Raw genomic sequence first — 23,143 nt, forward strand, 5'->3', positions numbered from 1 at the left:
CGTTGGCTCGGGTGCGGTCAACTCAGGCCAGCTCGAGTTCGCGGGCGATAGCGACCGGGTCGACCGCGATCGGCTTGACCTCCGGCATTCCGGCCAGCGCGTTGTCGGGGTCCTTGAGACCGTTGCCGGTCACGGTGCACACGACGGTCAGGCCCGAATCCAGCCAGCCTTCCTTGCGCGCGGCCAGCAGACCGGCCACGCTCGCGGCCGACGCGGGCTCCACGAAGACGCCCTCTTTCGCGGCGACGAGGCGGTAGGCGGCCAGGATCTCATCGTCGGTGGCCGCGCGGAACGCGCCACCGGACTGCTCCTTGGCTTCCATCGCACCGTTCCACGACGCCGGGGCGCCGATCCGGATGGCGGTCGCGATGGTCTCCGGGTCCTTCACCGGCGCACCGTTGACCAGCGGCGCGGCACCGGCGGCCTGTACACCGAGCATGCGCGGCAGCACCGAGGTGATGCCGTCGGCGTAGTACTCGCGGTATCCACGCCAGTAGGCGGTGATGTTGCCCGCGTTGCCGACCGGCAGCACGTGCACATCGGGCGCCTTGCCGAGTACATCGCAGATCTCGAACGAGGCGGTCTTCTGGCCTTCGATACGCGCCGGGTTCACCGAGTTCACGAGGCCCACCTGCGGGAACTCCGCGGTCACCTTGCGCGCGAGCTCGAGGCAGTCGTCGAAGTTGCCCTCGACCTGGATGATCTTGGCGCCGAGCATCACGGCCTGGGCCAGCTTGCCCATCGCGATCTTGCCCTGCGGGATCAGCACGGCGCATTCCATGCCCGCGCGGGTGGCGTACGCCGCGGCCGAGGCCGAGGTGTTGCCGGTCGACGCGCACAGCACGGCCTTCTGGCCGCGATACTTGGCGTCGGTCATCGCCATGGTCATGCCGCGGTCCTTGAACGAACCGGTCGGGTTGGCACCTTCGACCTTGAGATACACCTCGCACCCGGTGAGCGCGGACAGGTGCGGCGCGGGGACCAGCGGGGTACCGCCCTCGAACAGGGTCACCGGCTCCCAGTCGGCCGCGCCGGCCAAGCGGTCGCGGTAGGCAGCGATCAGACCGGGCCAGCGCGAGTGCACGCCGGTCTGGGGGGCGATGCCGTTCGTCATTCTTCGGTGCCTTCCAATCTGAGAACGCTGGTCACAGCGGTGACGGATTCCATGTCCGCCAATACGGCGACAGTATCTGCCAGCGACGACTCCACCGCATGGTGGGTGACGACCACGAGCCGGGCGCCGTCGCCGTGGCCCTGCTGACGCACGGTCGAGATGCTCACCCCGTGCTGGGCGAAGGTGTCGGCGACCGCGGCGAGCACGCCGGGACGGTCCTCCACCTGCAGGTTCACGTGGTAGCGGGTGGGGGTGTCGCCGATCGGCGCGATCGGCAGCTCAGCATAGACCGATTCGCCGGGCGCACGACCACCGTAGAACTTGTTACGCGCGGCCATCACCAGGTCACCGAGCACGGCCGACGCGGTGGGGGCGCCACCGGCGCCCTGCCCGTAGAACATCAGGCGACCGGCGTTGTCGGCTTCCACGACGACGGCGTTGAACGCGCCGTTCACCGAGGCCAGCGGGTGCTTGCGCGGGATGAGCGCCGGGTAGACGCGCACCGAGACGCGATCCTTGCCGCCCTCTTCCAGCGTCGGCTCGCCCGGACCGGCCGAGACGCGCTCGCAGATGGCGAGCAGCTTGACCGTGCAGCCGACGGCCGACGCGGTCTCGAGGTCTTCGGCGGTGATCTTGGAGATGCCCTCGCGATAGACATCGGCCGCGGTCACCCGGGTGTGGAACGCCAGCGAGGCCAGGATCGCGGCCTTGGCGGCAGCGTCGTAGCCCTCGACGTCGGCGGTGGGGTCGGCCTCGGCGTAGCCGAGCGCGGTGGCCTCGGCGAGCACGTCGTCGTAGGCCGCGCCGGTCTCGTCCATCGCGGAGAGGATGAAGTTGGTGGTGCCGTTGACGATGCCGACGACCTTGTTCACCCGGTCACCCGACAGCGACTGGATCAGCGGCCGGACCACCGGGATCGCACCGGCGACGGCGGCCTCGAAGTACAGGTCGGCGCGGCTGCCCTCGGCGGCGGCGGCGAGTTCGCCGGTGTAGTCGGCCAGCAGCGCCTTGTTGGCGGTGACGACGGACTTGCCCGCGTTGAGCGCGTCGCCGATCAGCTTGCGGGCGGGGTCGATGCCGCCCATGACCTCGACGACCAGGTCGACGTCGTCGCGAGCGACGAGCGCGGAGGCGTCGGTGGTGAGCAGCTCGGCGGGCAGACCGCGGTCCTTGCTGATGTCGCGCACCGCGACACCGCGCAGCACGAGCGGCGCTCCGACGCGCGAACGCAGGTCATCGGCGTGATCGCGCAGCACGCGAACCACCTCGGTGCCGACAGTGCCCATCCCGAGCACGGCTACGCCGAGCGGACGTCCCGCGTCATTGGTGCCGTTCATTCTTCCACCTCCAGGCTGAGCAGGTCCGCCACCGTTTCCCGGCGCAGAATCAGTCGCGCCGCACCGTCACGCACCGCGACCACGGCGGGCCGGGTGAGCAGGTTATAGCGGCTCGACATCGAGTAGCAGTACGCACCGGTCGCCGCCACGGCCACCAGGTCACCGGGGGCCGCATCGGCGGGCATCCACGTGTCACGAATGACGATATCGCCACTCTCGCAATGCTTTCCGACCACGCGCGCGACGACCGCATGGGCGTCCGAGGAGCGCGAGACCAGACGGCAATCGTAGTCGGCCTGGTACAGCGCGGGGCGGATATTGTCGCTCATCCCGCCGTCCACACTGACGTAGCGACGGCGCGCGCCACCGTCGAGTTCGACATCCTTGATAGTGCCGACCTCGTACAGGGTGACGGTGCCGGGACCCGCGATCGCGCGACCCGGTTCCACGGCGATGGTCGGCTCGGGCAGCCCGGCACGGGCGGCTTCGGCCGCGACCAGAGCGCGCAGGTTGGTGGCGAATTCACCCAGCGGCGGCGGGTTGTCGCTCGGCAGGTACGAAATGCCAAGACCACCGCCGAGATCCAGGGTCGAGATCTGGGCGGTGCGGTCGATGCCGAACTTGTCGATGGCCTCGCGCAGCAGGCCGAGCATGCGGCGCGCGGCGATCTCGAAGCCGTCGAGTTCGAAGATCTGCGAGCCGATGTGGCTGTGCAGACCGACCAGACGCAGGTTGTCGGCCTCGAAGACGCGCGCGAGGGCTTCCATGGCGTCGCCGCCCGCGATCGAGAAGCCGAACTTCTGGTCCTCGTGCGCGGTGGAGATGTACTCGTGGGTGTGTGCCTCGACGCCGACGGTCACGCGGACCAGCACGTCCTGCACCACGCCCGCCGCACCGGCGACCGCTTCGAGCCGCTCGATCTCGTAGAGCGAGTCGACGACCACGTGCCCCACACCGGCCGTGACGGCCGCTTCGAGCTCGGGCACCGACTTGTTGTTGCCGTGCAGCGCGATGCGCTCGGCCGGGAAACCGGCGTTCAGCGCCACCGCGAGCTCGCCGCCGGAGCACACGTCGAGGGAAAGGCCCTCGTCACGGATCCAGCGCGCGATCTCGCCACACAGGAACGCCTTGGACGCGTAGTGCACGCGGGCGTTCGGCCCGAACGCGGCGACCATGTCGCGGCAGCGCGAGCGGAAGTCGTCCTCGTCGATCACGAACAGCGGCGTGCCGTACTGCTCGGCGAGCTGGGTGACGGGCACGCCCGCCAGCGCGACCACACCGTCGTCACCGCGCGAGGCATTGCGCGGCCAGACGTTGTCGGGGAGGTCGATCATCTCCCTCGGGTCGGTCGGGCGCTCGGCCAGACTCGGCGCGTGCGGGATCTCTGCGTGCCGGGGACCGGCCGGGTGTGCACTCATCGCAGTGCGTCCTTCCTGAAAAGCTTGCCGGTGTTCACATGCGCTCCGGTGCGCTCACGCCGAGCAGGGCAAGGCCGTTGGCCAGCACCTGACGGGTCGCCTTGACCAGTTCGAGGCGAGCCGCGTTGAGCGGGGTGACGGCGTCGTCGCCCTTGGGCAGCACGCGCATGTCGTCGTCGGACTGGAACGGGTGGTACACACCGGCCAGTTCTTCGAGGTAGCGGGCGATGCGATGTGGTTCGCGGGTATCGGCGGCAGTCGCGACCACGCGCGGGAAGTCGCCGAGGGTGCGGATCAGATCGCCTTCGCGACCGGAGGTCATCAGCGCGAAATCCGGTTCGACAGAAGCGAATTCGGGGTACTTCGCGGCATTGCCGATGATGCTGTTGGTCCGCGAGTGCGCGTACTGGACGTAGTAGACCGGGTTCTCGCTGCTCGCCTTGGTCCACAGATCCAGGTCGATGTCGATGCTCGAGTTCACCGAGGAACGCACCAGCGAGTAGCGCGAGGCGTCGACGCCGATCTGTTCGACCAGGTCGTTGAGAGTCACCACGGTGCCCGCGCGCTTGCTCATCTTCACGGCGACGCCGTCGCGCACCAGGTTCACCATCTGCCCGATCAGCACCTCGACGGTGTCGGGGTTGTCGCCGAACGCGGCGGCGGCGGCCTTCAACCGGCCGATGTAGCCGTGGTGGTCGGCGCCGAGCATGTAGATGGCCAGGTCGAAACCGCGGCCACGCTTGTTCTGGAAGTAGGCGATGTCACCGGCGATGTAGGCGGCGTTGCCGTCGCTCTTGAGGACCACGCGGTCCTTGTCGTCGCCGTATTCGGTGCTGGCGATCCACCAGGCGCCGTCCTTCTCGTACAGGTTGCCCGAGTTCTTCAGCTGCTCGACGGCCTGTTCGACGGCGCCGGAGGCGAACAGTTCGCTCTCGTTGAAGTACACGTCGAAATCGGTGCCGAACTCGTGCAGATCCGCGCGGATCTGGGCGAACATCTGCTGCACGCCCTCGCTGCGGAACACCTCGTGCCGCTCGTCGGCGGGCAGGGTGAGCACATCGGGATGCGCGGCGACGATGCCCGCGCTGATCTCGGCGATGTACTCGCCCGCGTACCCGTCCTCCGGGGTCGGTTCGCCCAGTGCGGAGGCGACCAGCGACTTCGCGAAGCGGTCGATCTGCGCGCCGTGGTCGTTGAAGTAGTACTCCCGCGTCACGTCGGCGCCCTGAGCGGCCAGGATGCGACCCAGCGCGTCACCGACGGCGGCCCAGCGGGTACCGCCGAGGTGTACCGGACCGGTCGGGTTCGCGGAGACGAATTCGAGGTTGATCTTGGTGCCTGCCAGCGCGGACCCGGTGCCATAGATCTGCCCCGCGGTCAGGATCTGGCTGACGATGACGCCCTGCGCCGAAGCGGCGAGACGGATGTTCAGGAAGCCGGGCCCGGCGATCTCGGCCACATCGATCCCCTCGGTGGCCGACAGCGCCTCGGCGAGCCAGCCTGCCAGCTCGCGGGGGTTGGTTCCGACCCGCTTGGCCACCTGCATCGCTACATTCGTGGCATAGTCGCCGTGTTCGGGGTTGCGCGGACGCTCCACTGTGACCTGCTCGGGCAGGACCGACGAGTCCAGTCCGCGTTCGACAAGCACCTTCGCCGCGGTGGTACGAAGGAGATCTGCAAGGTCAGCTGGAGTCACGAGTCTCTATCCTATTGGCTGGGCCCCTTGCAACCACGACCGCCCGCCACGAACCCACCGATCCACACGTCGAAAGAGCACAACGAGCGATGCCTAGCAGGACCAGCGCCACATCAGCCAAGGCCGTGCGGGCCGCGGGGAAGTCGTCTCCGTCCCGCAAGACCCGCAAGGGCAACCTTCCGGGCAAGAAGCGCGACACCCCATGGGTGCTGCTCGGCGCGGGCGTCGCCATCGTCGCGCTGATCGGGCTGCTGGCCTACAGCCTGGTGCCCAAGTACATGGACCAGGCCGCGATCCGCGAGGCCCAGACCGACCTCAAGGAATGGGTCCCCTCCAAGGAGAACCAGGACCCGTCGGCGAAGATCGACGGCGTCGTGAAGTCGGAGTACCCGGCCGGTCTGCACGTGACCGCCAGCCAGCGCGTGGCCTACGACAAGGCCCCCGCCTTCGGTGGCCCGCACGACGGCGCGTGGGCGAACTGCACGGGCACCGTGTACGCCAAGCCGATCCGCATGGAGAACGCGGTGCACTCGCTCGAGCACGGCGCGGTCTGGATCGCCTACAACCCCGACAAGGTCGACGCGGCCGGTGTCGAGAAGCTGTCGAACTTCGTCAAGGGCCGTCAGTACTCGCTGATGTCGCCGTACCCGGGTCTGGACTCGGCGGTCTCGCTGCAGTCGTGGGGCCACCAGCTCAAGCTGGACAACGCCGACGACGCGCGGATCAAGCAGTTCATCTCCGCCCTGCGTGAGAATCCCTACGCCTACCCCGAGGTCGGCGCGAGCTGCTCGAACCCGATCTTCGACGCGAACAACCCGCCGCCGTTCGACTCCTCGCCCTACGGTCCCGAAGCGGTCCCGATGGACGGCAAGGGCCTGACGCAGGACCAGACCGAACTCGGTGGCGGCGGCACGGGCTCGGGCATCCCCGGCCTGCCGAACATCCCGATGCCGGGCGGCCTGCCCGCGGGTCAGTAGTGAGCGCGGACGAGAGCGCGGTCGAACCCGACGACACCGCGCCCGAGTCGAGCGCGCGTCGCCCGGCCGGGGCGGTGCTCGTTCTCGGCGCGATAGGTCTGCTGCTGCTCGGCGCGGTGGCGGGTGTGTTGTTGCGGATGCCGCTGGAGAAGAACGCCGAACCGGAGCCGAGCGCGGTCGACATCGGTTTCAGTCAGGACATGTCGGCGCATCACGCGCAGGCCGTCGACATGGCCGGAGTGGCCCTGATCGCCTCCACCGACAACGATGTGCGTCGCCTCGCCTACGACATCCTGACCACCCAGCAGAACCAGATCGGCCGCATGCAGGCGTGGTTGCAGCTGTGGGGCGAGTCCAACCAGAACGTCGACGGCTACATGGGCTGGATGAGCGACGACCACGGCAGCACCGGCCACCACGGTGGTTCCACCGCCGAGCCTGCGATGTCGGGCCCGATGCAGTCCATGCCCGGCATGGCGAGCCAGGAGGAGATGACCGCGCTGCGCCGGTCCACCGGCCCCGCACTGGACACGATGTTCCTGCAACTGATGCTGCGCCATCACCAGGGCGGCGTCCCGATGCTCGACTACGCCGCCGAGCACGCCGACACCACCGCGGTCCGCACCCTGGCCGCCACGATGTCGAAAACCCAAGAGGGCGAATCGCAGCTGATGACCACCATGCTCGCCGCCCGCAACGCCACCCCCCTCCCCCTCGGCTGACAACCGCGGCCGGACCGGCCCCAACCCCCGGTCCGGCACAGTTTTTGGCGCACCGCACTCGATGCGATACGCTGTCGCTGCCCGATCGCCTCACCGCGACCGGCATCTATCCCGCCCTCGTAGCTCAGGGGATAGAGCGTCTGCCTCCGGAGCAGAAGGCCGCAGGTTCGATTCCTGCCGAGGGCACAGAAGAAGGCCCCGACCACTTGGTCGGGGCCTTTCTCGTTCGCGAGCCAGGACCAGGTTCTGATCGGCCACTCAGCTACCTTTTCAGCACTCGCGGTCATCGTGAACGGGCGCACCGAGTTCCGCCGGGCGCGTCCATTCGTATTCGCGTTCGACGTGGCATATCCGCGCGCGGTACCCCAGGTAGAACCGTTCGCGGCCCAGGCGTTGGACTGCGACATGCTCGACGTTGTCACGCCAGGTCCATAGCGCGCCCAGATCCCTCCAGTACGACACAGTGATGCCACAACCCGCGTCTCGAGCGAACTCCATGCCAAGGTAACCGTCGATCCGCGCTGCAAGATCGGCCATTTCCACCGCCGCCTCCGCGTATCCAGCCAAGTCCGCAGCGTCCGTCGACAAGGCGGTGGTCAAGATCGCGGCATAGTAGGGCGGAGTAGTTCCGCGGACGAAGGGCAAGTCCCCACTCGACGCCGTCATGGCTTCATCTTGCCTTCACGGAGGCATCCAGCCCCGGGTGAGGTCGAGTGGAGCGCGGAGGTTATGGTTCGCCTCGTTTGTTCGATATTCAGGTTTGATCTCGCACGGTTCCATAGGTTTTGGGGGTCGACGCCCCCGATGACATCAGGAGCGTTGCCATGACGAATCCGCCCGAGGGACAACAGCCTCCCTTCGGTCAGCAGCCGCCCGGCGATCCGGGGATGCCGTCCGGGCCGCCGGGGTATCCGCATGCGGGGTTCGGGGCCGGGGGGCCGCCGGGGCCCGAGTATCCGGGTGGGCCCGATGTGTTCGTGCCGCCGCCCGCGCCGAAGAAGAAGCGGACCGGGTTGTTCGTGGCGTTGGGGATCGTCGCGTTGGTGGTCGTCGGTGTGCTGGTGACGGGGGTCGTGCTCACGTTGCAGGGGCGTACGCCGTTGTCGTCGGACGAGAAGCAGATCGACGTCGCGGTGCGCGACTTCTACGACACGCTCGATGCCGACGGTTTCATCGCCGCCGCGCAGCTGGCCTGCCAGGCGGATCGCACGGAGATCGATAATCTCACCCCCGAGCAGCGGGCGCAGTTCGAGCGGGCGACGGTGCAGGTGACGATCGACGAGGTCAAGGACATCGTCATCACCGGCGACGACGCGAAAGCGACGGTCACCGGTCAGCTGACGCTGTCGGTGGAGGGCGAGGAGCCCGATACCGAGTCGAGTACCGAGGAGCACCTCACCAAGGAAGACGGCACCTGGAAGATCTGCTCGGCACCGGCCAACAAACACTGACCGAACACCCGGTGACGCTTCCCGGTATCGCCTGGAACCGCCGTTACGCTCGACAGCATGGGCTGCTGCGGAGCGTCGCGCCGAACCGTACTGGCCGCCGCGGCGGGCGCGGCGCTCGCCGCGGCGATACCGGGTTCCGGTGCGGCGCAATTCGATCCGCTGATCGCGCTCGATCTGGAAATCGTCACCGTGACCGATCGTGGCGCGGTGCTGACCTGGACCACGTTCGGTCTCGATCCGGCAGGCCGGCCCTTTCCGGTCCCCGCCGATACCGAAGTGCGCCTGGCCCCGGCGGATTCGCCCCGCGAGCCGTTCACCGTCTACCACGACGACTCCAGAACCCCGTTCCACTACGCCGAGATCGACGACCTCGAGCCCGGCCGCCCGTACCGATTCCAGGCCCTGTCCAACGGAATTCGCGCGCTCCCTGCCCCGGCGCTCACCACGGCGGCACCCGGCGCTCCCGAAGCCCGTGGCGAATTCACCACGCTCACAACACCTCCCGGACGTCTGCTACACACCATCGCCCTGGCCAACGACGTGCACTACGGCGAGACGGTGAGCGGCATCGTGATCGCGGGTTTCCCACCCGGATACCAGAGCGACCCGCCCTATCCGCGGTTCATGCTCGACGGCCTCCTCGCTGATATCAGCGCCCGCGACGCCTCGCTCCTGCTGCTGGCAGGCGACCTCACGAACGAAGCCACCGACGACGAATCACGTTCTGTCCGAACACATCTGGACACATGGGGAATCCTCGGCACCGACTACCTGGTCGCCCGCGGCAATCACGACCGCCCGCACAACTATCCGGACTGCGCCGACTGCTGGGGCGATCAGTTCCTGCCCCGTCAGCAATTGACCGAACACCACCTCGGTGACCTGCGCATCCTCGGCCTCGACACCAGCGCCCCGGATGCCGCGGGCGGCACCATGGACCGCCCGCAACTCGACGCCCTCACCGAAACGCTGCGCGCCGACCCGGACCGGCCGACCATCGTGTTCGGACACCACCCCGTCACCGCCGAGGCGGGCTTCACCAATATCGGCGGCCCCGGCTTCATCCTCGACCGCGCGACCGCCCTCGAACTACAGAGCCTCTACCAGCAGGCGCCGGGCGTCTTCCTGCACCACAGCGGTCACACCCACCGAACCAGACGCACCCGGCCCGACCTGCCCTGCGCGGTGGAATTCCTGGAAGTCGGTGCGGTGAAGGAGTATCCGGGCGGTTACTGCCTGCTCCACGTCTACGAGGGCGGCTACCGGGTGAACTTCTACAAGACCCGATCCGAGGACGCCCGCCGCTGGAGCAGCCTGACTCGCGGCCAGTATTTCGGCACCGCACCGGACTATCTCCTCGGCACGATCGAGGACCGCAATCACGCCGTCACCCGCGATCTGTCCGGACTCTGATTCGCCGGTCGTCCGCATCTGTGCATGTCACGCGGGGTATCTTCCTTAGGCAAGCCTCATCATAGGATGGACCCTTGGTGGAAGGACGCGAATGACCTCGCGCAGTTGGAAACCTCTGGCCGGACTGATGGCGGTCGCCGTGGCGACCCTCGGCCTCAGCGCCTGCTCCTCGTCCTCGGGCAGCGCCGACGAGATCACCGTCTACAACGCCCAGCACGAGTCGCTCACCAAGGAGTGGGTCGCGGCGTTCACCGAGGAGACCGGCATCAAGGTCACCCTGCGCCAGGGTGGTGACACCGCGCTGGGCAATCAGCTCGTCGCCGAGGGCGCCAACTCCCCCGCCGACGCCTTCCTCACCGAGAACTCCCCGGCCATGGCACTGGTGGAGAACGCGGGCCTGTTCGCCGATGTCGACAAGGCCACCCTCGACCAGGTGCCGGAACGGTACCGTCCGTCGACCGGTAAGTGGACCGGAGTCGCCGCTCGCGCAACGGTTTTCGTCTACAACAAGGACAAGCTCAACACCGCGGGGCTGCCCGCCTCGCTGCTGGATCTCGCGCAGCCGCAGTGGCAGGGCCGCTGGGCGGCGGGCACGTCCGGCGCCGACTTCCAGGCGATCGTGGCCGGTTTGCTCGCCCTGAAGGGCGAGGACGTCACTCGCGCCTGGCTGCGCGGCATGAAGGCCAACGCGACCAGTCTTCAGAACAATGTCGCGACCATGAAGGCGGTCAACGCGGGCAATCCCGACGGCGGCGTGATCTACCACTACTACTGGTACCGCGACCAGGCCAAGACCAAGGAGGGCAGCGCGAACACGGCGCTGCACTACTTCAAGAACCAGGACCCCGGCGCCTTCGTCAGCGTGTCGGGTGGCGGGGTGCTGAAGTCGAGCAAGAAGCAGGAGTCCGCGCAGAAGTTCCTGGCCTTCATCACCGCGAAGAAGGGCCAGGAGGTGCTGCGCGACGGCGATTCGATGGAGTACCCGGTGGCGAGCGATGTCGCCGCGAACCCCGCGCTGCCGCCGCTGGCCGACCTGCAGGCACCCGCGATCGACCCGAGCAAGCTCGACGCGAAGAAGGTCACCCAGCTGATGACCGAGGCCGGGCTGCTCTAGGTGCGCACTACCCTCGTGAGGTCGACACCCCGGGTCGGTCGGCCCGGGGTGTTCAGCACGCTCGTCGCGCTGGTACTCACGGCGGCGACGTTCGTGCCGCTGGGCTATATCGTCTCGGTGCTGTTCGACACCGGGCTGAGTGAGGCCGGCGCGCTGGTGTTCCGGCCGCGGGTGGGCGAGCTGCTGACGAACACCGCGCTGCTGGTGGTGTGCACGGTGCCGGTCTGTGTGGTGCTCGGCATCGGGTCGGCCTGGCTGGTCGAGCGCACCGATGTGCCGGGACGGGCGTGGTGGGGGCCGGTGCTGGTCGCCCCGCTCGCGGTGCCCGCGTTCGTCAACAGTTATGGGTGGGTGAGCGTTTTCCCGTCGATGCACGGGCTGTCGGCCGCGGTGATCGTGGCGACGATGTCGTATTTTCCGCTGGTGTACCTGCCGGTCGCGGCCACGCTGCGCCGACTCGACCCGGCGATCGAGGAGTCGGCGCGTGCGCTGGGCTCGGGGCCGGTAGCGGTGTTCTGGCGGATCACGCTGCCACAGTTGCGATTAGCGATTCTCGGTGGCGGCCTGGTGATCGGGCTGCATCTGCTCGCCGAATACGGCGCGTTCGTGATGTTGCGCTTCGACACGTTCACCACGGCGATCTTCGAGCAGTACCAGAGCAGTTTCGCCGGTCCGGCGGGCAGCATGCTCGCGGGGGTGCTGGTGCTGTGCTGCCTGGCGCTGCTCGGTGGCGAGTCGCTGCTGCGCGGCGACGCGCGCTACGCCCGGCTGGGTGGTGGTGCGGCGCGGGCGGCGCGGCCGATCGCGCTGGGTGGGCTGCGGGTGCCGCTGTTCGGGGTACTCGTGGCGGTGGTCGCCGGGTCGCTCGGCGTGCCGCTGTGGACGATCGGGCGCTGGCTGTGGCTGGGTGGTGCAGCGGTGTGGGACTCCGCGGAAATCGGTGCGGCACTGGGCCAGACGATCAGCCTGGCGGCCGCGGCCGCGCTGGTCACCACGCTGTGCGCGTTCCCCGTCGCCTGGATCGCGGTGCGTTCCACGAGCGCGTTCGCCCGGCTGATCGAGGGCGCCAACTACATCACCAGTTCGCTGCCCGGCATCGTGATCGCGCTCGCCCTGGTAACCGTCACTATTCGCTGGACACCGCCGCTGTACCAAACGGTGTCGCTGGTGGTGATCGCCTACGCGCTGATGTTCCTGCCCCGCGCGTTGGTGAGCGTGCGTGCCGGGCTGGCGCAGGTCCCGGTCGGCCTCGAAGAGGTGTCGCGGTCGCTGGGCGAATCGGCCTCGACCACCTTCTTCCGGGTCACCCTGCGCATGACTGCGCCCGCCGCCGCGTCGGCCGCCGCGCTCGTCTTCGTCGCGGTATCAACAGAACTCACCGCGACGCTGCTGCTGGCACCCACCGGCACGCGCACTCTGGCCATGCAGTTCTGGGCGAAGTCGGGCGAACTCGACTACGCGGCCGCGGCACCGTACGCGTTGATCATGATCATCGCCGCCGTCCCGGTGACATATCTACTGTTCACCCAGTCACGAAAGGCGGCCGGGATATGAGTCGGCTTGTTGTCGAAGGGGTTTCGAAGAGTTTCGGTGGCACCACGGTGCTCGATCACATCGACCTCGACGTACCGAACGGCACGGCCACGGCGGTGGTCGGCGCGTCGGGCTGCGGCAAGACCACCCTGCTGCGGGTGATCGCCGGATTCGAGGGCCCGGATACAGGTTCGGTGCGACTCGGCTCGGAAACTGTTGTGCACCAAGATATTTGCGTACCACCACAGCGCAGGAGAATCGGTTACGTCGCCCAGGACGGCGCCCTGTTCCCGCACCTGAGCGTCGCCGACAATATCGCCTACGGCCTGCACACCGGGCTGCGCGGCGCCGTAGACCGCCTGCGCCCACACCGCGACCGCCCCCGTGTCATCGAACTCCTGGCCATGGTCTCCCTCGACCCTGACTACGCCGACCGTAAACCCCATCAACTCTCCGGCGGCCAGCAACAGCGTGTCGCCCTGGCCCGCGCCCTGGCCCGCAAGCCGGATCTCATGCTGCTCGACGAGCCGTTCAGCGCCCTCGACACGGGCCTGCGCGCCACCACCCGTCAGGCTGTGGCCGACACGCTGCGCGCCGCGGGCATGACCAGCATCCTGGTCACCCACGATCAAGAGGAAGCGCTCAGCTTCGCCGAACAGGTCGCCGTCATGCGCGCGGGGCGGTTCACCCAGGTCGGGCCGCCGCAGCAGGTCTACCACCGGCCCGCCGACCTGTTCACCGCCCGCTTCCTCGGCGACTGTGTGCTCCTCGACGCCCTCTGCGAAGCCGACACCGCCAAGTCGGTCCTGGGGCCCGTCCCGGTGCAGCCGGGCGCCCCCACCGGCGAAGTGACCCTGATGATCCGCCCCGAACAGCTCGCCGCCCAGGTGATCGGCGACGACGAACCGCACTCCGGTCACGTCACCGCCGTCGACTTCCGCGGCCCCGATGTGATCGTCACCATCGACCTCGCCGAGGGCGCGGGCACCGTCCGTGTCCGCCGCACCGGCATCGACGCCCCCACCACCGGCAACCGCGTCCGCCTCACCGTCCACGGCCCCGCCGTGGCCTACTGACGTTGCGATCACGCTGATCCCAACCCTCGCCGGGAGCGCCGGAGCACGGCACTATCAATGGCGAGGCGGGCGTGGCTGAGTGGTTTAGGCAACGGTCTGCAAAGCCGTTAACGCGGGTTCAATTCCCGCCGCTCGCTCTGTGGGAAAGCGGCTGGGTCGTGGAATGATCGTTTTCATGTCACGGCCCAGACCGCTTTCCGAGGACCCGATCGCCGAGGCTTACCGGCAGTGGGTCGCCCACGGCTGGGAGTCGGTCGCCGACGGGATGGCCCTGGTGACATCGCTGGTTCGGGCGCAGCAGATTGTGATGGCGCGCGTCGACGAGGCGCTCAAACCGTCCGGGCTGACGTTCTCCCGCTACGAACTCCTGCAGCTGCTCAGTTTCAGCCGCACCGGCGCGCTGCCGATGGCCAAGGCGAGTGCGCGCCTGCAGGTGCATCCGACGAGCGTGACCAATACCGTCGATCGGCTCGAAGCCGCCGGGCTGGTGGTCCGCGTCCCGCACCCCAGCGACCGACGGGCAACTCTCATCGAAATCACCAGCGCGGGAAGGAAATCCGTGGCCGAAGCCACGGCAGCACTGAACGCCGAGGTGTTCGCCGAACCCGGCCTGCCCGCCGACCAGGGCCGCGACCTGTTACGACTGCTGGCACAATTCCGTCACGACGCGGGCGATTTCGAGGTCGACGACCCGGAAAACCTCGCATTCCACGCGACCTGGCAATCGACCGGAGAATCTTCGGCCGATTCCCTTGGCAGCTAGCCCGAAAAGGTTCACGATGTAGCCCATGGTGCTGATCCTCGGGGTGTCGGCGGGCGCGGGTGGAGCCCGTGCGCTGCTGACCCATTCCGATCAGCCCCACATGCCGCCCATCGACCGGATCCAGGTACCGCGCAGGCCGGGCGGATCGGTGGAGGAATCGGTACTCACCGCGATCCATCGCATGCGCGCCGCGGCCGCCGACCGTGAGGAGTACATTTCGGGCACCGCGGTCACCTGCCGCAGCGAGTTACAGGCCGATGCGATCAGAGCGGCAGCGGGCCAGGCCGACTTCGCGATCGTCGACGAGCCACTGGCCCAGTTGCGCTATCTGCGTTTCAGCGGCCTGCTGCCCGCCATCGACTCGGTGATGCTCTACGACCTGGGCAGTTCCGGTTTGACCATCACCCACGCCGACTGCCGTACCGAAACCATCCTCGCGGGCAAACGCAGCACCGTCATCAGCGGCAACGGCTACGACGCGCTGCTGCGCTGGCAACTCGCGCGCAGTGGCGTCTCGGCCGACGCGCACGCCAGCCGCGAACATCGGGAATCGTTGAGCCGCACCAGAGTTGTCACCGCCGCCGATGCCGACACCGGCGGCCGCGCCGTGCTCACCCGCAGCGATCTGGCCGCCCTCTGCGAAGCGGGACTGCATCATTCGGCGTCGTTCGTGCGCCTGCTGATCCAGGAGACAGGGGTGCAGCCGGGAGCGCTGGCACTACTGGGCGGCTGCGCGCGCAACCCGAGCCTGCGTGCGGATCTGGCCCAGCTGATCGGCCTGCCGATCGTGTACGACCCTGAGCCGGAATATGTTTCGGCGCGCGGTGCGGTGCTGCTGTGTGCCCGCCGTCCCTCGGCACGGTTACGGATGCCGCGTCGAGGTGCGGGGGTCATCGGAGTGCCGCCGCGCCAGGGTCGCCGAAAACTTCTCGCCGCGGTCGCGGTGACGGCCACCCTCGGTGGCACGGTCGCCGGCCTGCTCAGCAACGACAACCCCTCGGCGCGGTCCCCTGAACAGGGCACCGCGCCGAGCACCGCGCATTTCATCGACGGTGCGCCGCGCTGGAAACCGAACTAGCGGTTGATGAAGTTCGGCGGCCGCTTCTCGACGAAGGCGGCCATGCCTTCCTTCTGATCCTCGGTCGCGAACAGCGAATGGAACACCCGGCGTTCGAACAGCAGCCCCTCGGCGAGCGTGCTCTCGAACGAGCGGTTCACCGCCTCCTTGGCGATCATCGCGACCGGCAGCGACATCGACGCGATGGTCTGCGCGGCCTCCAGCGCGGTGTCGAGCAGTTCGTCGGCGGGCACGACCCGCGAGACGAGCCCGGAGCGCTCGGCTTCCTCGGCACCGATCATCCGGCCGGTCAGGATCAGATCCATCGCTTTGGCCTTGCCGATCGCGCGGGTGAGACGCTGCGAGCCGCCGATGCCGGGGATGACGCCGAGGGTGATCTCGGGCTGGCCGAACTTGGCGTTGTCGGCGGCGATCAGGATGTCGCACAGCATCGCCAGCTCACAGCCGCCACCGAGCGCGTACCCGGAGACGGCGGCGATGGTGGGCTTGCGGAAGTTGGCCAGGCGGTCCCAGCGGGCGAAGTAGTCGGCCAGGAACATGTCCATGTACGACTTGGGCGCCATCTCCTTGATGTCGGCGCCCGCCGCGAAGGCCTTCGCCGAGCCGGTGATCACGACGGCGCCGATGGAATCATCGCGGTCGAGCTCGTCGAGCGCGGCGATGACGTCGTCGAGGACCTGGGCATTGAGAGCATTGAGTGCCTTGGGCCGGTTCAGGGTGATCCAGCCGACCCCGCCCTTACCGTCGGTGCCGCCCTTGCGCTCCAGCAGAATCGTCTCGAATTCGGTCACAGCCACCCTCTTGTCAATCAACGGTCACGGATGGTGCAGACCATACCGAGCCGCGCCGCTCTCCGGTGACCTGGATCTGAACTGTGCCACGCCGTCTGTGACGCATTCCACCGCGCCCGATTTGCGGCACAATCGTCGCCATGGGCAGCGACCACTTCGTGCGGATCACCCGCCTGCGCGCACTGATCGACCACGAGAACACCGGCGCGGGCGAGCGCGCCACCGCCGAGCGGATGCTGGACCGATTGCTCCGAAAATCCGCGGACCACACTGCTTCGGGCGCCGCGCCGGACCGCGTCTACGGTTCGCGGCACCACCGTGCGGGCAGGCACGCGAGCACCGCCTCGATCGTGGAATCGGTCCGCGAGGACATCGCCTTCGCCCGCACTTTCGTCGCCGCGGGCGCGCCCGGCGAGGTCACCGTCCACAGCCCACTCGCCGCGGCTCCCGCCCAGCTCACCGTGGCCGTGACGACCCCGTTCGCCGACCAGATCGTCGTCACCATCACCGACATACCCCCCGCGTGGGGGTGGGAACCCGACGAATTCGACCGCATCACCGCCACCGCGGACCTGCGTCGGCTCGCCGATGAACTCGCCGAGATCATCGACAGCTACAACCACGACGGCGCCGATGTGGGTCCCCGCTTCTTCCGGACGATTCGCGCCCAGGAAACCACCCTGATCCGCTGACCTGAACCGATCCTCCCGAGGCCCACAGCAGGTCATCCCTGCTTGCCGACCACGACCACCACCCCCGCGGTGAGTACCAGCGCGCCGATCCCCAACACCACGCACGCGACGACCGGCCCTCCCGCGGTGTAGTCGGCCACCGCCTGCACGACCGCGACCGCGATCCCCGCCGCCCCACCGAGCACCAGCACGGCGTCGCGACGCAGCACGTACAGCACGAAGCAGAGCACCCCGATCAGCGCGGTCAGGCAGGGTCGCCACAGCGATTCGCCGAACGTCACCGATTGCGCGCCGATCACCGCGATCACCCCGCCGAGGAGATAGCCGGCCCATTCGGCCACCAGCAGGCGAGCCGACGCGAGTCCGAACCACAGCGCACCGAACGCCATCAGCGCGATCCCCTGCCACGGCGACCGGACCTCGAACAGCTCCGAGGTGACATTGAGAATGCTCGCGACACCGAAGCAGGCCACGGCGACCATTCCGAGCACGCTCGGCACCAGCAGATATCCGAGAACGGCGACGAACAGCCCCGCGATCGAGGCCGCGATGGCCGTCGCGTCGCCATGATGCCCGTCGAACGCCGTCGCCACCGCACCGGTCACCGCCACCGCCGCCAGCACGAGCAGCACCGCCGCCAGCCGCACCCGCCCCGCCGACGCGATCGGCACCCGGCGGAACACGCCCACGCATCCTTCGGCCAGTACCACCGCTCCCCACATCGCGCACCCGGCCACCACCACCAGCAACACCACCCGGCCCGATTGCGCCACCTGTGCCCACGCCTTGTCGATGAACAGTCCCAAACCCGCGGCCACCAGCGCGGCCCCCAGGTACGCCACGATCTCGGCGGCCACCCGTCCCCCGCTCGCGCGCCCGGCCCGCTCCTGCTCGTCGACCGCCCGCAGCACCGCTCCCCGCTGCTCGCCACTGATCACCCCGGACGCCACCAGTCGCTCCAACGCCACATCCACCCGGTGCTCGCGAACCATCCGTCGAGTATGTCGACCTGCGGTGATGATTCCGCCGCAAGCTGGGCGGGGCGTTTCGCGGCCAAGTGACGCGGTTCACAGTAGAATTACTTTGATGTCCTAGTATCGGGCGCTCTATCAATGGCGGAGGCAGTCATGAGCCTGCATGTTCCGGTGAATCCCGTGCGATTCGTGACCTCGGCGGCACTGTTCGACGGGCACGACGCGGCGATCAACATCATGCGGCGGATTCTGCAGGCCCAGGGCGCCGAGGTGATCCATCTCGGGCACAACCGGTCGGTGCGCGAGATCGTCGACGCGGTGATCGAGGAAGACGTGCAGGGCGTCGCGGTGAGCTCGTATCAGGGTGGGCACATCGAGTTCTTCGAATACCTGGCGCGGGCACTGCGCGAGGCGGGCGCCGGTGAGGTGCGGATCTTCGGCGGTGGCGGCGGGGTGATCGTCGCCGAGGAGATCGAGCGGCTCGCGGCGAGCGGCGTGCGGATCTTCTCCCCCGAGGACGGCCAGCGCCTCGGCCTGCCCGGCATGATCAACGAACTGATCCAGCTCTGCGATGTCGACCCCGCGCGCACCGCCCCCGATCTCGACGCGCTCTATACCGGGGATCGAAACGCCTTGGCGCGCACCATTACCTGCCTGCAGCAGGGCTCGCTGCCCGAATCCGATCGAGCGGCGATCCTCGCGGCCGCGACCACACGGCGTGTTCCCGTTCTCGGCATCACCGGCACCGGCGGGTCCGGAAAGTCCTCCCTCACCGATGAATTGGTGCGCAGGCTCCGCACCGACCAGCAGGACAAGCTGCGCATCGCCGTGCTCGCGGTGGACCCGACCCGCAGGCGAGCCGGTGGCGCCCTGCTCGGTGACCGGATCCGGATGAACGCCCTCGACGGTGATCACGTGTATTTCCGGTCACTGGCCACCCGCGGCAATCACGAACTGCCCGACGATATCGACGCCATGATCGCCGCCTGCCGGGCCGCCGGTCACGACCTGGTCATCCTCGAGACCCCCGGCATCGGCCAGGGCGACGCGGGCATCGTCGACCACGTGGATGTGGCGCTGTATGTGATGACGCCGGAGTTCGGCGCCGCGTCCCAGCTCGAGAAGATCGACATGCTCGACTACGCCGATGTCGTCGCGATCAACAAGTACGAGCGCCGTGGCGCGGCCGACGCGGTGCGTGATGTGGCGCGCCAATTGATCCGCAACCGTGCGGAATTCGGCGCGAGCCCCGCTGACATGCCGGTCTTCGGCACCAGTGCGGCGACGTTCGACGACGACGGCGTCACCGCCCTGTACCAGCACCTCACCGGCCTGCTCACCGAACACGGCCTGACGCTGGAGCCCGGCGCCCTGCCCCGCGTCGACACCTCGGTCTCCACCCGCTTCGCCCAGCTCGTGCCCCCGTCACGGGTCCGGTATCTGGCCGACATCGCCGACACGGTCCGCGGCTACCACGCCGACACCCGGCGCGAAGCCACTGCCGCCCAACGGATTCAACGGCTGGCACTGGTACACGCGGAGCTCCCCGACGACGCGGCGGTCGCCGACCTGCTCACGCAGGCCCGTCCCGCCCTCTCCGCGGCCTCGACCGCGGCACTGGCCGACTGGCCGACGGTCGCCGAGAGCTATCGCGGCGACGAACAGGTGGTGCGCATCCGCGACCGCGAACTGCGCACGCCGCTGCGCCGCGAATCCCTGTCCGGGACCAGCATTCCCCGGGTGGCCCTGCCCCGCTGCACCGACGACGGCGACCTCCTGCGTTTTCTGCGAGCCGAGAACCTGCCCGGCCGATTTCCGTTCACCGCAGGCGTTTTCCCGTTCAAACGCGAGAACGAGGACCCCGCCAGGATGTTCGCGGGCGAGGGTGATCCGGCCCGCACCAACCGCCGCTTCAAGGTCCTCAGCGCCCACGCCGAAGCCACCCGCCTGTCCACCGCGTTCGACTCCGTCACCCTCTACGGCCACGACCCGGCCGAACGCCCCGACATCTACGGCAAGGTCGGCACCTCAGGTGTCTCGGTGGCCACCGTCGAGGACATGCGCACCCTCTTCGACGGTTTCGACCTCGGCGCCCCGACCACCTCGGTCTCGATGACCATCAACGGCCCCGCCCCGACCATCCTCGCCTTCTTCCTCAACACCGCGATCGATCAAGCGCTGCAGCGCTTCTCCGATGCCGAAGGGCGCGAGCCGACATCGGCGGAAGCCGCCGATATCCGGGCACGCACGCTGTCGACCGTGCGCGGCACGGTGCAGGCCGACATCCTCAAGGAGGACCAGGGCCAGAACACCTGCCTGTTCTCCACCGAATTCAGCCTGCGCATGATGGCCGACGTCCAGGAATGGTTCGTGCGCAACAACGTCCGGAACTTCTATTCGGTCTCGATTTCGGGATATCACATCGCCGAGGCAGGCGCGAATCCCATCAGCCAGCTCGCTTTCACCCTCGCCAACGGATTCACCTATGTGGAGACCTACCTGGCGCGCGGGCTGGCGATCGACGACTTCGCCCCGAATCTGTCGTTCTTCTTCTCCAATGGCATGGATCCCGAATACACGGTGATCGGCCGGGTGGCCCGCCGGATCTGGGCGATCGCGATGCGCGACCGGTACGGTGCGGGCGAACGCGCCCAGAAACTCAAGTACCACGTGCAGACCTCCGGGCGTTCGCTACACGCCCAGGAAATGCAGTTCAACGACATTCGCACCACTCTGCAGGCGCTGATCGCCGTCTACGACAATTGCAACAGCCTGCACACCAATGCCTTCGACGAGGCGGTGACCACCCCGACCGAGGATTCGGTGCGCCGCGCGCTGGCGATTCAGCTCATCATCGCCAAAGAATGGGGGCCGGCGGTCAACGAGAATCCGCTCCAGGGCAGTTTCGTCGTCGACGAACTCACCGATCTCGTCGAAGAGGCCGTGCTGGTCGAATTCGAGCGGATCAGCGAACGCGGCGGAGTGCTCGGCGCGATGGAGACCGGCTATCAGCGCGGCCGCATCCAGGACGAGTCCATGCGCTACGAGCAGCGCAAACACGACGGATCGCTGCCGATCGTGGGGGTGAACACCTTCCGCGGCCGCGACGACGACACCGAACACGCCCCGCTGGAACTGGCTCGCGGCACCGAAACCGAACGCCGCTCCCAACTGGACCGGCTGCACGGTTTCCAGGCTGATCACGCCGAAGAATCCCATCGCGCGCTGGCCCGGCTGACCGAGGTAGCGCACACCGACGGAAATATTTTCGATGTGCTCATGGACGCGGCGCGGGTGTGCACATTGCAGCAGGTCACCGATGCCTTCTTCGCGGTGGGCGGACAGTATCGGCGCACTGTGTGAGCCGCGTAATCCGTCGCGACACGCCGTTGGCGTGTGACAATCGCCGTGAGCTCTGCCAGCGGCGGCGATGGGACGCACAGCATGGATCTGACCGACTTCGACATCATCGATGCCCATATTCACCAGTGGGATCCGCATGCCACCCCACGCGAGTTCAGCAAGCTCGCGAAATTGATGCGCTATCTGCCTCTGCCGGTCGGTACCGCGGCGAAGCTGGCCCCGCTGCGTGACCGCCAATTCGTCGGCGAGCCCAGCGCCTACCTCCAGCCTTATCTGCCCGCCGACTACCGCGCGGACCGGGGAAATACGCCGGTCGAATCCGTGGTGGAAATCGAGGTGCAGTGGACGGGCTGGAAGCCCGACGAGACGCGCTGGGTGGCGAGCCTGCCGTTCGGTGTCGACACGCCCGCCTTGGCTACGATCATCGGCTCGGCCGACCCCGCCGGCGCGGACTTCGGCGCAGTGCTCGATGCGCATCAGTCCGCGTCGCCGCTGTTCCGTGGCATCCGGTCGATGGTCGCCTACCACCCCGATCCCGGCGTGAAGTCCTTCGCCGCCCACGACGGCGCACTCACCGCCCCGGCGTTCCTGAACGGCTTCGGGCAGCTCGCCGAGCGGGGGCTCTCGTTCGACGCGTGGGTGTATTCGGGGCAGCTACCCGAGGTGACGGCGCTGGCCGAACGGTTCCCCGAGGTACCGATCGTGCTCGATCACCTGGGGACGCCCGCGGGCGTCTTCGGGCCGGTCGGCAAGGACACCGGGCACACCGGCGGACAGCGGGAGCTCCTGTTCGATCGGTGGCGCGAGGACCTCACCGATCTGGCCGCGCAGCCCAACGTGGTGGCCAAGGTGAGCGGGCTGATGATGCCGGTGCTCGGGCACCCGGTGCCACGACGCGGTACTGCGACACCTGTCCCCGCTCTGCTGAGACGGGTGGCGCCGCTGCTGGCCCACGCGCTGGCGGTGTTCGGCGCCGACCGGCTGATCTGGGGGTCGAACTTTCCGGTCGACAAGCCGATCACCAGCCTCGGCGGCGCGGCCGAGACCGTGGCCACCGCGCTGAGCGACGCGGGCGCGAGCACCGACGACCTGCGGAAGGTGTTCGGCGCCAATGCCGTCCGGTTCTACCGGATCGAGCCGACCGCGTGAATCGCCGCGTCCGCGAGCCGGTTTCTGTCGGTGGACGGGTTTAGCATCGGCGCATGAAAGCCATCGGCACCTTCGAGGTCACCGCGTTCGATCCCACCGAACTGACGCCGCAGCCCCCCATCGTCACCGGGATGCCGGTCGGCATCTCGACCATGACGAAGGCCTACGCGGGCGAGATCGAAGGGCTCTCGGCCACGCTGTTCACCGCCGCCTTCGACATGAGCACCGGCGCGGGCACCTATCTCGCGATGGAGTCCTTCGAGGGTGCGCTGCACGGCAAAGCCGGTGCCTTCAACTTCGTCCACTCCGCCACCACCGGCGGTACCGACCGCACCGACGAATTCTTCCACATCGTCCCCCGTAGCGGCACCGGGGAATTGACCGGCATCACCGGTACCGGCGCGCTGTACGTGGATGCCGAAGGCGGGCACCACATCTGGTTCGAGTACGAGCTGGGCTGATGCCAGGTCGAACAGCAGACC

Annotated in this window: 20 protein-coding genes and 2 tRNA genes; 15 read left to right on the forward strand and 7 right to left on the reverse strand. The window is 68.2% G+C overall.

Features of this window, described 5'->3' with window-relative positions; all coding sequences use genetic code 11:
* Positions 1-22: 22 nt before the first annotated feature.
* Genes thrC through argS form a run of 4 tightly spaced genes read right to left on the reverse strand, consistent with a single transcriptional unit; the run spans position 23 to position 5,565 of the window.
* Positions 23-1,114 (reverse strand): threonine synthase, encoded by a 1,092-nt coding sequence (thrC, locus tag ACWFRF_RS32645; RefSeq protein ID WP_378635756.1) that lies wholly within the window; start codon positions 1,112-1,114, stop codon positions 23-25.
* Positions 1,111-2,451: a homoserine dehydrogenase gene (locus tag ACWFRF_RS32650; RefSeq protein WP_387447956.1), complete on the reverse strand. Its 1,341-nt coding sequence runs from the start codon at positions 2,449-2,451 to the stop codon at positions 1,111-1,113. Before ACWFRF_RS32650 ends, thrC begins: the two co-directional genes overlap by 4 nt.
* Positions 2,448-3,869 carry a diaminopimelate decarboxylase gene (gene lysA, locus ACWFRF_RS32655; RefSeq protein ID WP_378996185.1) on the reverse strand — a complete coding sequence of 474 codons (1,422 nt, stop codon included), beginning with the start codon at positions 3,867-3,869 and terminating at the stop codon, positions 2,448-2,450. The genes ACWFRF_RS32650 and lysA overlap by 4 nt, the downstream gene beginning before the upstream one ends.
* A 34-nt stretch (positions 3,870-3,903) precedes the next feature.
* Complete coding sequence (gene argS / locus ACWFRF_RS32660) at positions 3,904-5,565, reverse strand: arginine--tRNA ligase (protein WP_379313086.1); 1,662 nt, start codon at positions 5,563-5,565, stop codon at positions 3,904-3,906.
* An 89-nt stretch (positions 5,566-5,654) separates the two neighbouring features.
* On the opposite strand from argS, the gene ACWFRF_RS32665 reads away from it, so the two are divergent.
* From ACWFRF_RS32665 to ACWFRF_RS32675, 3 genes are all read left to right on the forward strand, one after another.
* Positions 5,655-6,542: a DUF3105 domain-containing protein gene (locus tag ACWFRF_RS32665; protein ID WP_378996189.1), complete on the forward strand. Its 888-nt coding sequence runs from the start codon at positions 5,655-5,657 to the stop codon at positions 6,540-6,542.
* Positions 6,542-7,264, forward strand: a complete 723-nt coding sequence (locus ACWFRF_RS32670; protein ID WP_452453957.1) for a DUF305 domain-containing protein — start codon at positions 6,542-6,544, stop codon at positions 7,262-7,264. Before ACWFRF_RS32665 ends, ACWFRF_RS32670 begins: the two co-directional genes overlap by 1 nt.
* A gap of 113 nt (positions 7,265-7,377) precedes the next feature.
* Positions 7,378-7,450 (forward strand) — tRNA-Arg (locus ACWFRF_RS32675).
* A gap of 84 nt (positions 7,451-7,534) precedes the next feature.
* Here ACWFRF_RS32675 and ACWFRF_RS32680 read toward each other — a convergent pair.
* Complete coding sequence (locus ACWFRF_RS32680) at positions 7,535-7,864, reverse strand: antibiotic biosynthesis monooxygenase family protein (protein WP_452453959.1); 330 nt, start codon at positions 7,862-7,864, stop codon at positions 7,535-7,537.
* A gap of 224 nt (positions 7,865-8,088) precedes the next feature.
* Here ACWFRF_RS32680 and ACWFRF_RS32685 point away from each other — a divergent pair, with 224 nt between their 5' ends.
* From ACWFRF_RS32685 to ACWFRF_RS32720, 8 genes are all read left to right on the forward strand, one after another.
* Positions 8,089-8,715 (forward strand): Rv0361 family membrane protein, encoded by a 627-nt coding sequence (locus ACWFRF_RS32685; RefSeq protein ID WP_378996193.1) that lies wholly within the window; start codon positions 8,089-8,091, stop codon positions 8,713-8,715.
* 57 nt (positions 8,716-8,772) lie between these two features.
* Positions 8,773-10,128 carry a metallophosphoesterase gene (locus ACWFRF_RS32690; protein WP_452453961.1) on the forward strand — a complete coding sequence of 452 codons (1,356 nt, stop codon included), beginning with the start codon at positions 8,773-8,775 and terminating at the stop codon, positions 10,126-10,128.
* Between the two features lie 91 nt (positions 10,129-10,219).
* The gene (locus ACWFRF_RS32695; RefSeq protein WP_378663182.1) at positions 10,220-11,242 is read left to right on the forward strand and encodes an iron ABC transporter substrate-binding protein; all 1,023 of its coding nucleotides are present in this window, start codon (positions 10,220-10,222) and stop codon (positions 11,240-11,242) included.
* Positions 11,243-11,257: 15 nt separating this feature from the next.
* Positions 11,258-12,796: an ABC transporter permease gene (locus ACWFRF_RS32700; RefSeq protein WP_452453963.1), complete on the forward strand. Its 1,539-nt coding sequence runs from the start codon at positions 11,258-11,260 to the stop codon at positions 12,794-12,796.
* Complete coding sequence (locus tag ACWFRF_RS32705) at positions 12,793-13,851, forward strand: ABC transporter ATP-binding protein (RefSeq protein ID WP_387447970.1); 1,059 nt, start codon at positions 12,793-12,795, stop codon at positions 13,849-13,851. The genes ACWFRF_RS32700 and ACWFRF_RS32705 overlap by 4 nt, the downstream gene beginning before the upstream one ends.
* 65 nt (positions 13,852-13,916) lie before the next feature.
* Positions 13,917-13,988, forward strand: a tRNA-Cys gene (locus ACWFRF_RS32710).
* 38 nt (positions 13,989-14,026) lie between these two features.
* Positions 14,027-14,614: a MarR family winged helix-turn-helix transcriptional regulator gene (locus ACWFRF_RS32715; RefSeq protein ID WP_379316391.1), complete on the forward strand. Its 588-nt coding sequence runs from the start codon at positions 14,027-14,029 to the stop codon at positions 14,612-14,614.
* A 25-nt stretch (positions 14,615-14,639) separates the two neighbouring features.
* Complete coding sequence (locus ACWFRF_RS32720) at positions 14,640-15,692, forward strand: hypothetical protein (RefSeq protein WP_452453966.1); 1,053 nt, start codon at positions 14,640-14,642, stop codon at positions 15,690-15,692.
* Here ACWFRF_RS32720 and ACWFRF_RS32725 read toward each other — a convergent pair.
* Positions 15,689-16,483: an enoyl-CoA hydratase gene (locus ACWFRF_RS32725; RefSeq protein ID WP_452453968.1), complete on the reverse strand. Its 795-nt coding sequence runs from the start codon at positions 16,481-16,483 to the stop codon at positions 15,689-15,691. The two genes, ACWFRF_RS32720 and ACWFRF_RS32725, sit on opposite strands and share 4 nt — an antisense overlap.
* Before the next feature lie 140 nt (positions 16,484-16,623).
* Between ACWFRF_RS32725 and ACWFRF_RS32730 the strand changes: the two genes are divergently transcribed.
* The gene (locus ACWFRF_RS32730; protein WP_378996206.1) at positions 16,624-17,175 is read left to right on the forward strand and encodes a hypothetical protein; all 552 of its coding nucleotides are present in this window, start codon (positions 16,624-16,626) and stop codon (positions 17,173-17,175) included.
* 32 nt (positions 17,176-17,207) lie between these two features.
* Here ACWFRF_RS32730 and ACWFRF_RS32735 read toward each other — a convergent pair whose 3' ends face one another.
* Positions 17,208-18,167, reverse strand: coding sequence for a DUF2157 domain-containing protein (locus tag ACWFRF_RS32735; RefSeq protein WP_452453970.1), 960 nt, complete (start codon positions 18,165-18,167; stop codon positions 17,208-17,210).
* 135 nt (positions 18,168-18,302) lie between these two features.
* Here ACWFRF_RS32735 and icmF point away from each other — a divergent pair, with 135 nt between their 5' ends.
* The 3 genes from icmF (at position 18,303) to ACWFRF_RS32750 (ending at position 23,122) form a co-directional block, all read left to right on the forward strand.
* Positions 18,303-21,512: a fused isobutyryl-CoA mutase/GTPase IcmF gene (icmF, locus tag ACWFRF_RS32740; RefSeq protein WP_452453972.1), complete on the forward strand. Its 3,210-nt coding sequence runs from the start codon at positions 18,303-18,305 to the stop codon at positions 21,510-21,512.
* Between the two features lie 81 nt (positions 21,513-21,593).
* The gene (locus tag ACWFRF_RS32745) at positions 21,594-22,661 is read left to right on the forward strand and encodes an amidohydrolase family protein (RefSeq protein WP_452453974.1); all 1,068 of its coding nucleotides are present in this window, start codon (positions 21,594-21,596) and stop codon (positions 22,659-22,661) included.
* A 53-nt stretch (positions 22,662-22,714) separates the two neighbouring features.
* Positions 22,715-23,122 carry a DUF3224 domain-containing protein gene (locus tag ACWFRF_RS32750; protein WP_378996216.1) on the forward strand — a complete coding sequence of 136 codons (408 nt, stop codon included), beginning with the start codon at positions 22,715-22,717 and terminating at the stop codon, positions 23,120-23,122.
* Positions 23,123-23,143 lie beyond the last annotated feature (21 nt).

Source organism: Nocardia sp. NPDC055165 (assembly GCF_053606985.1).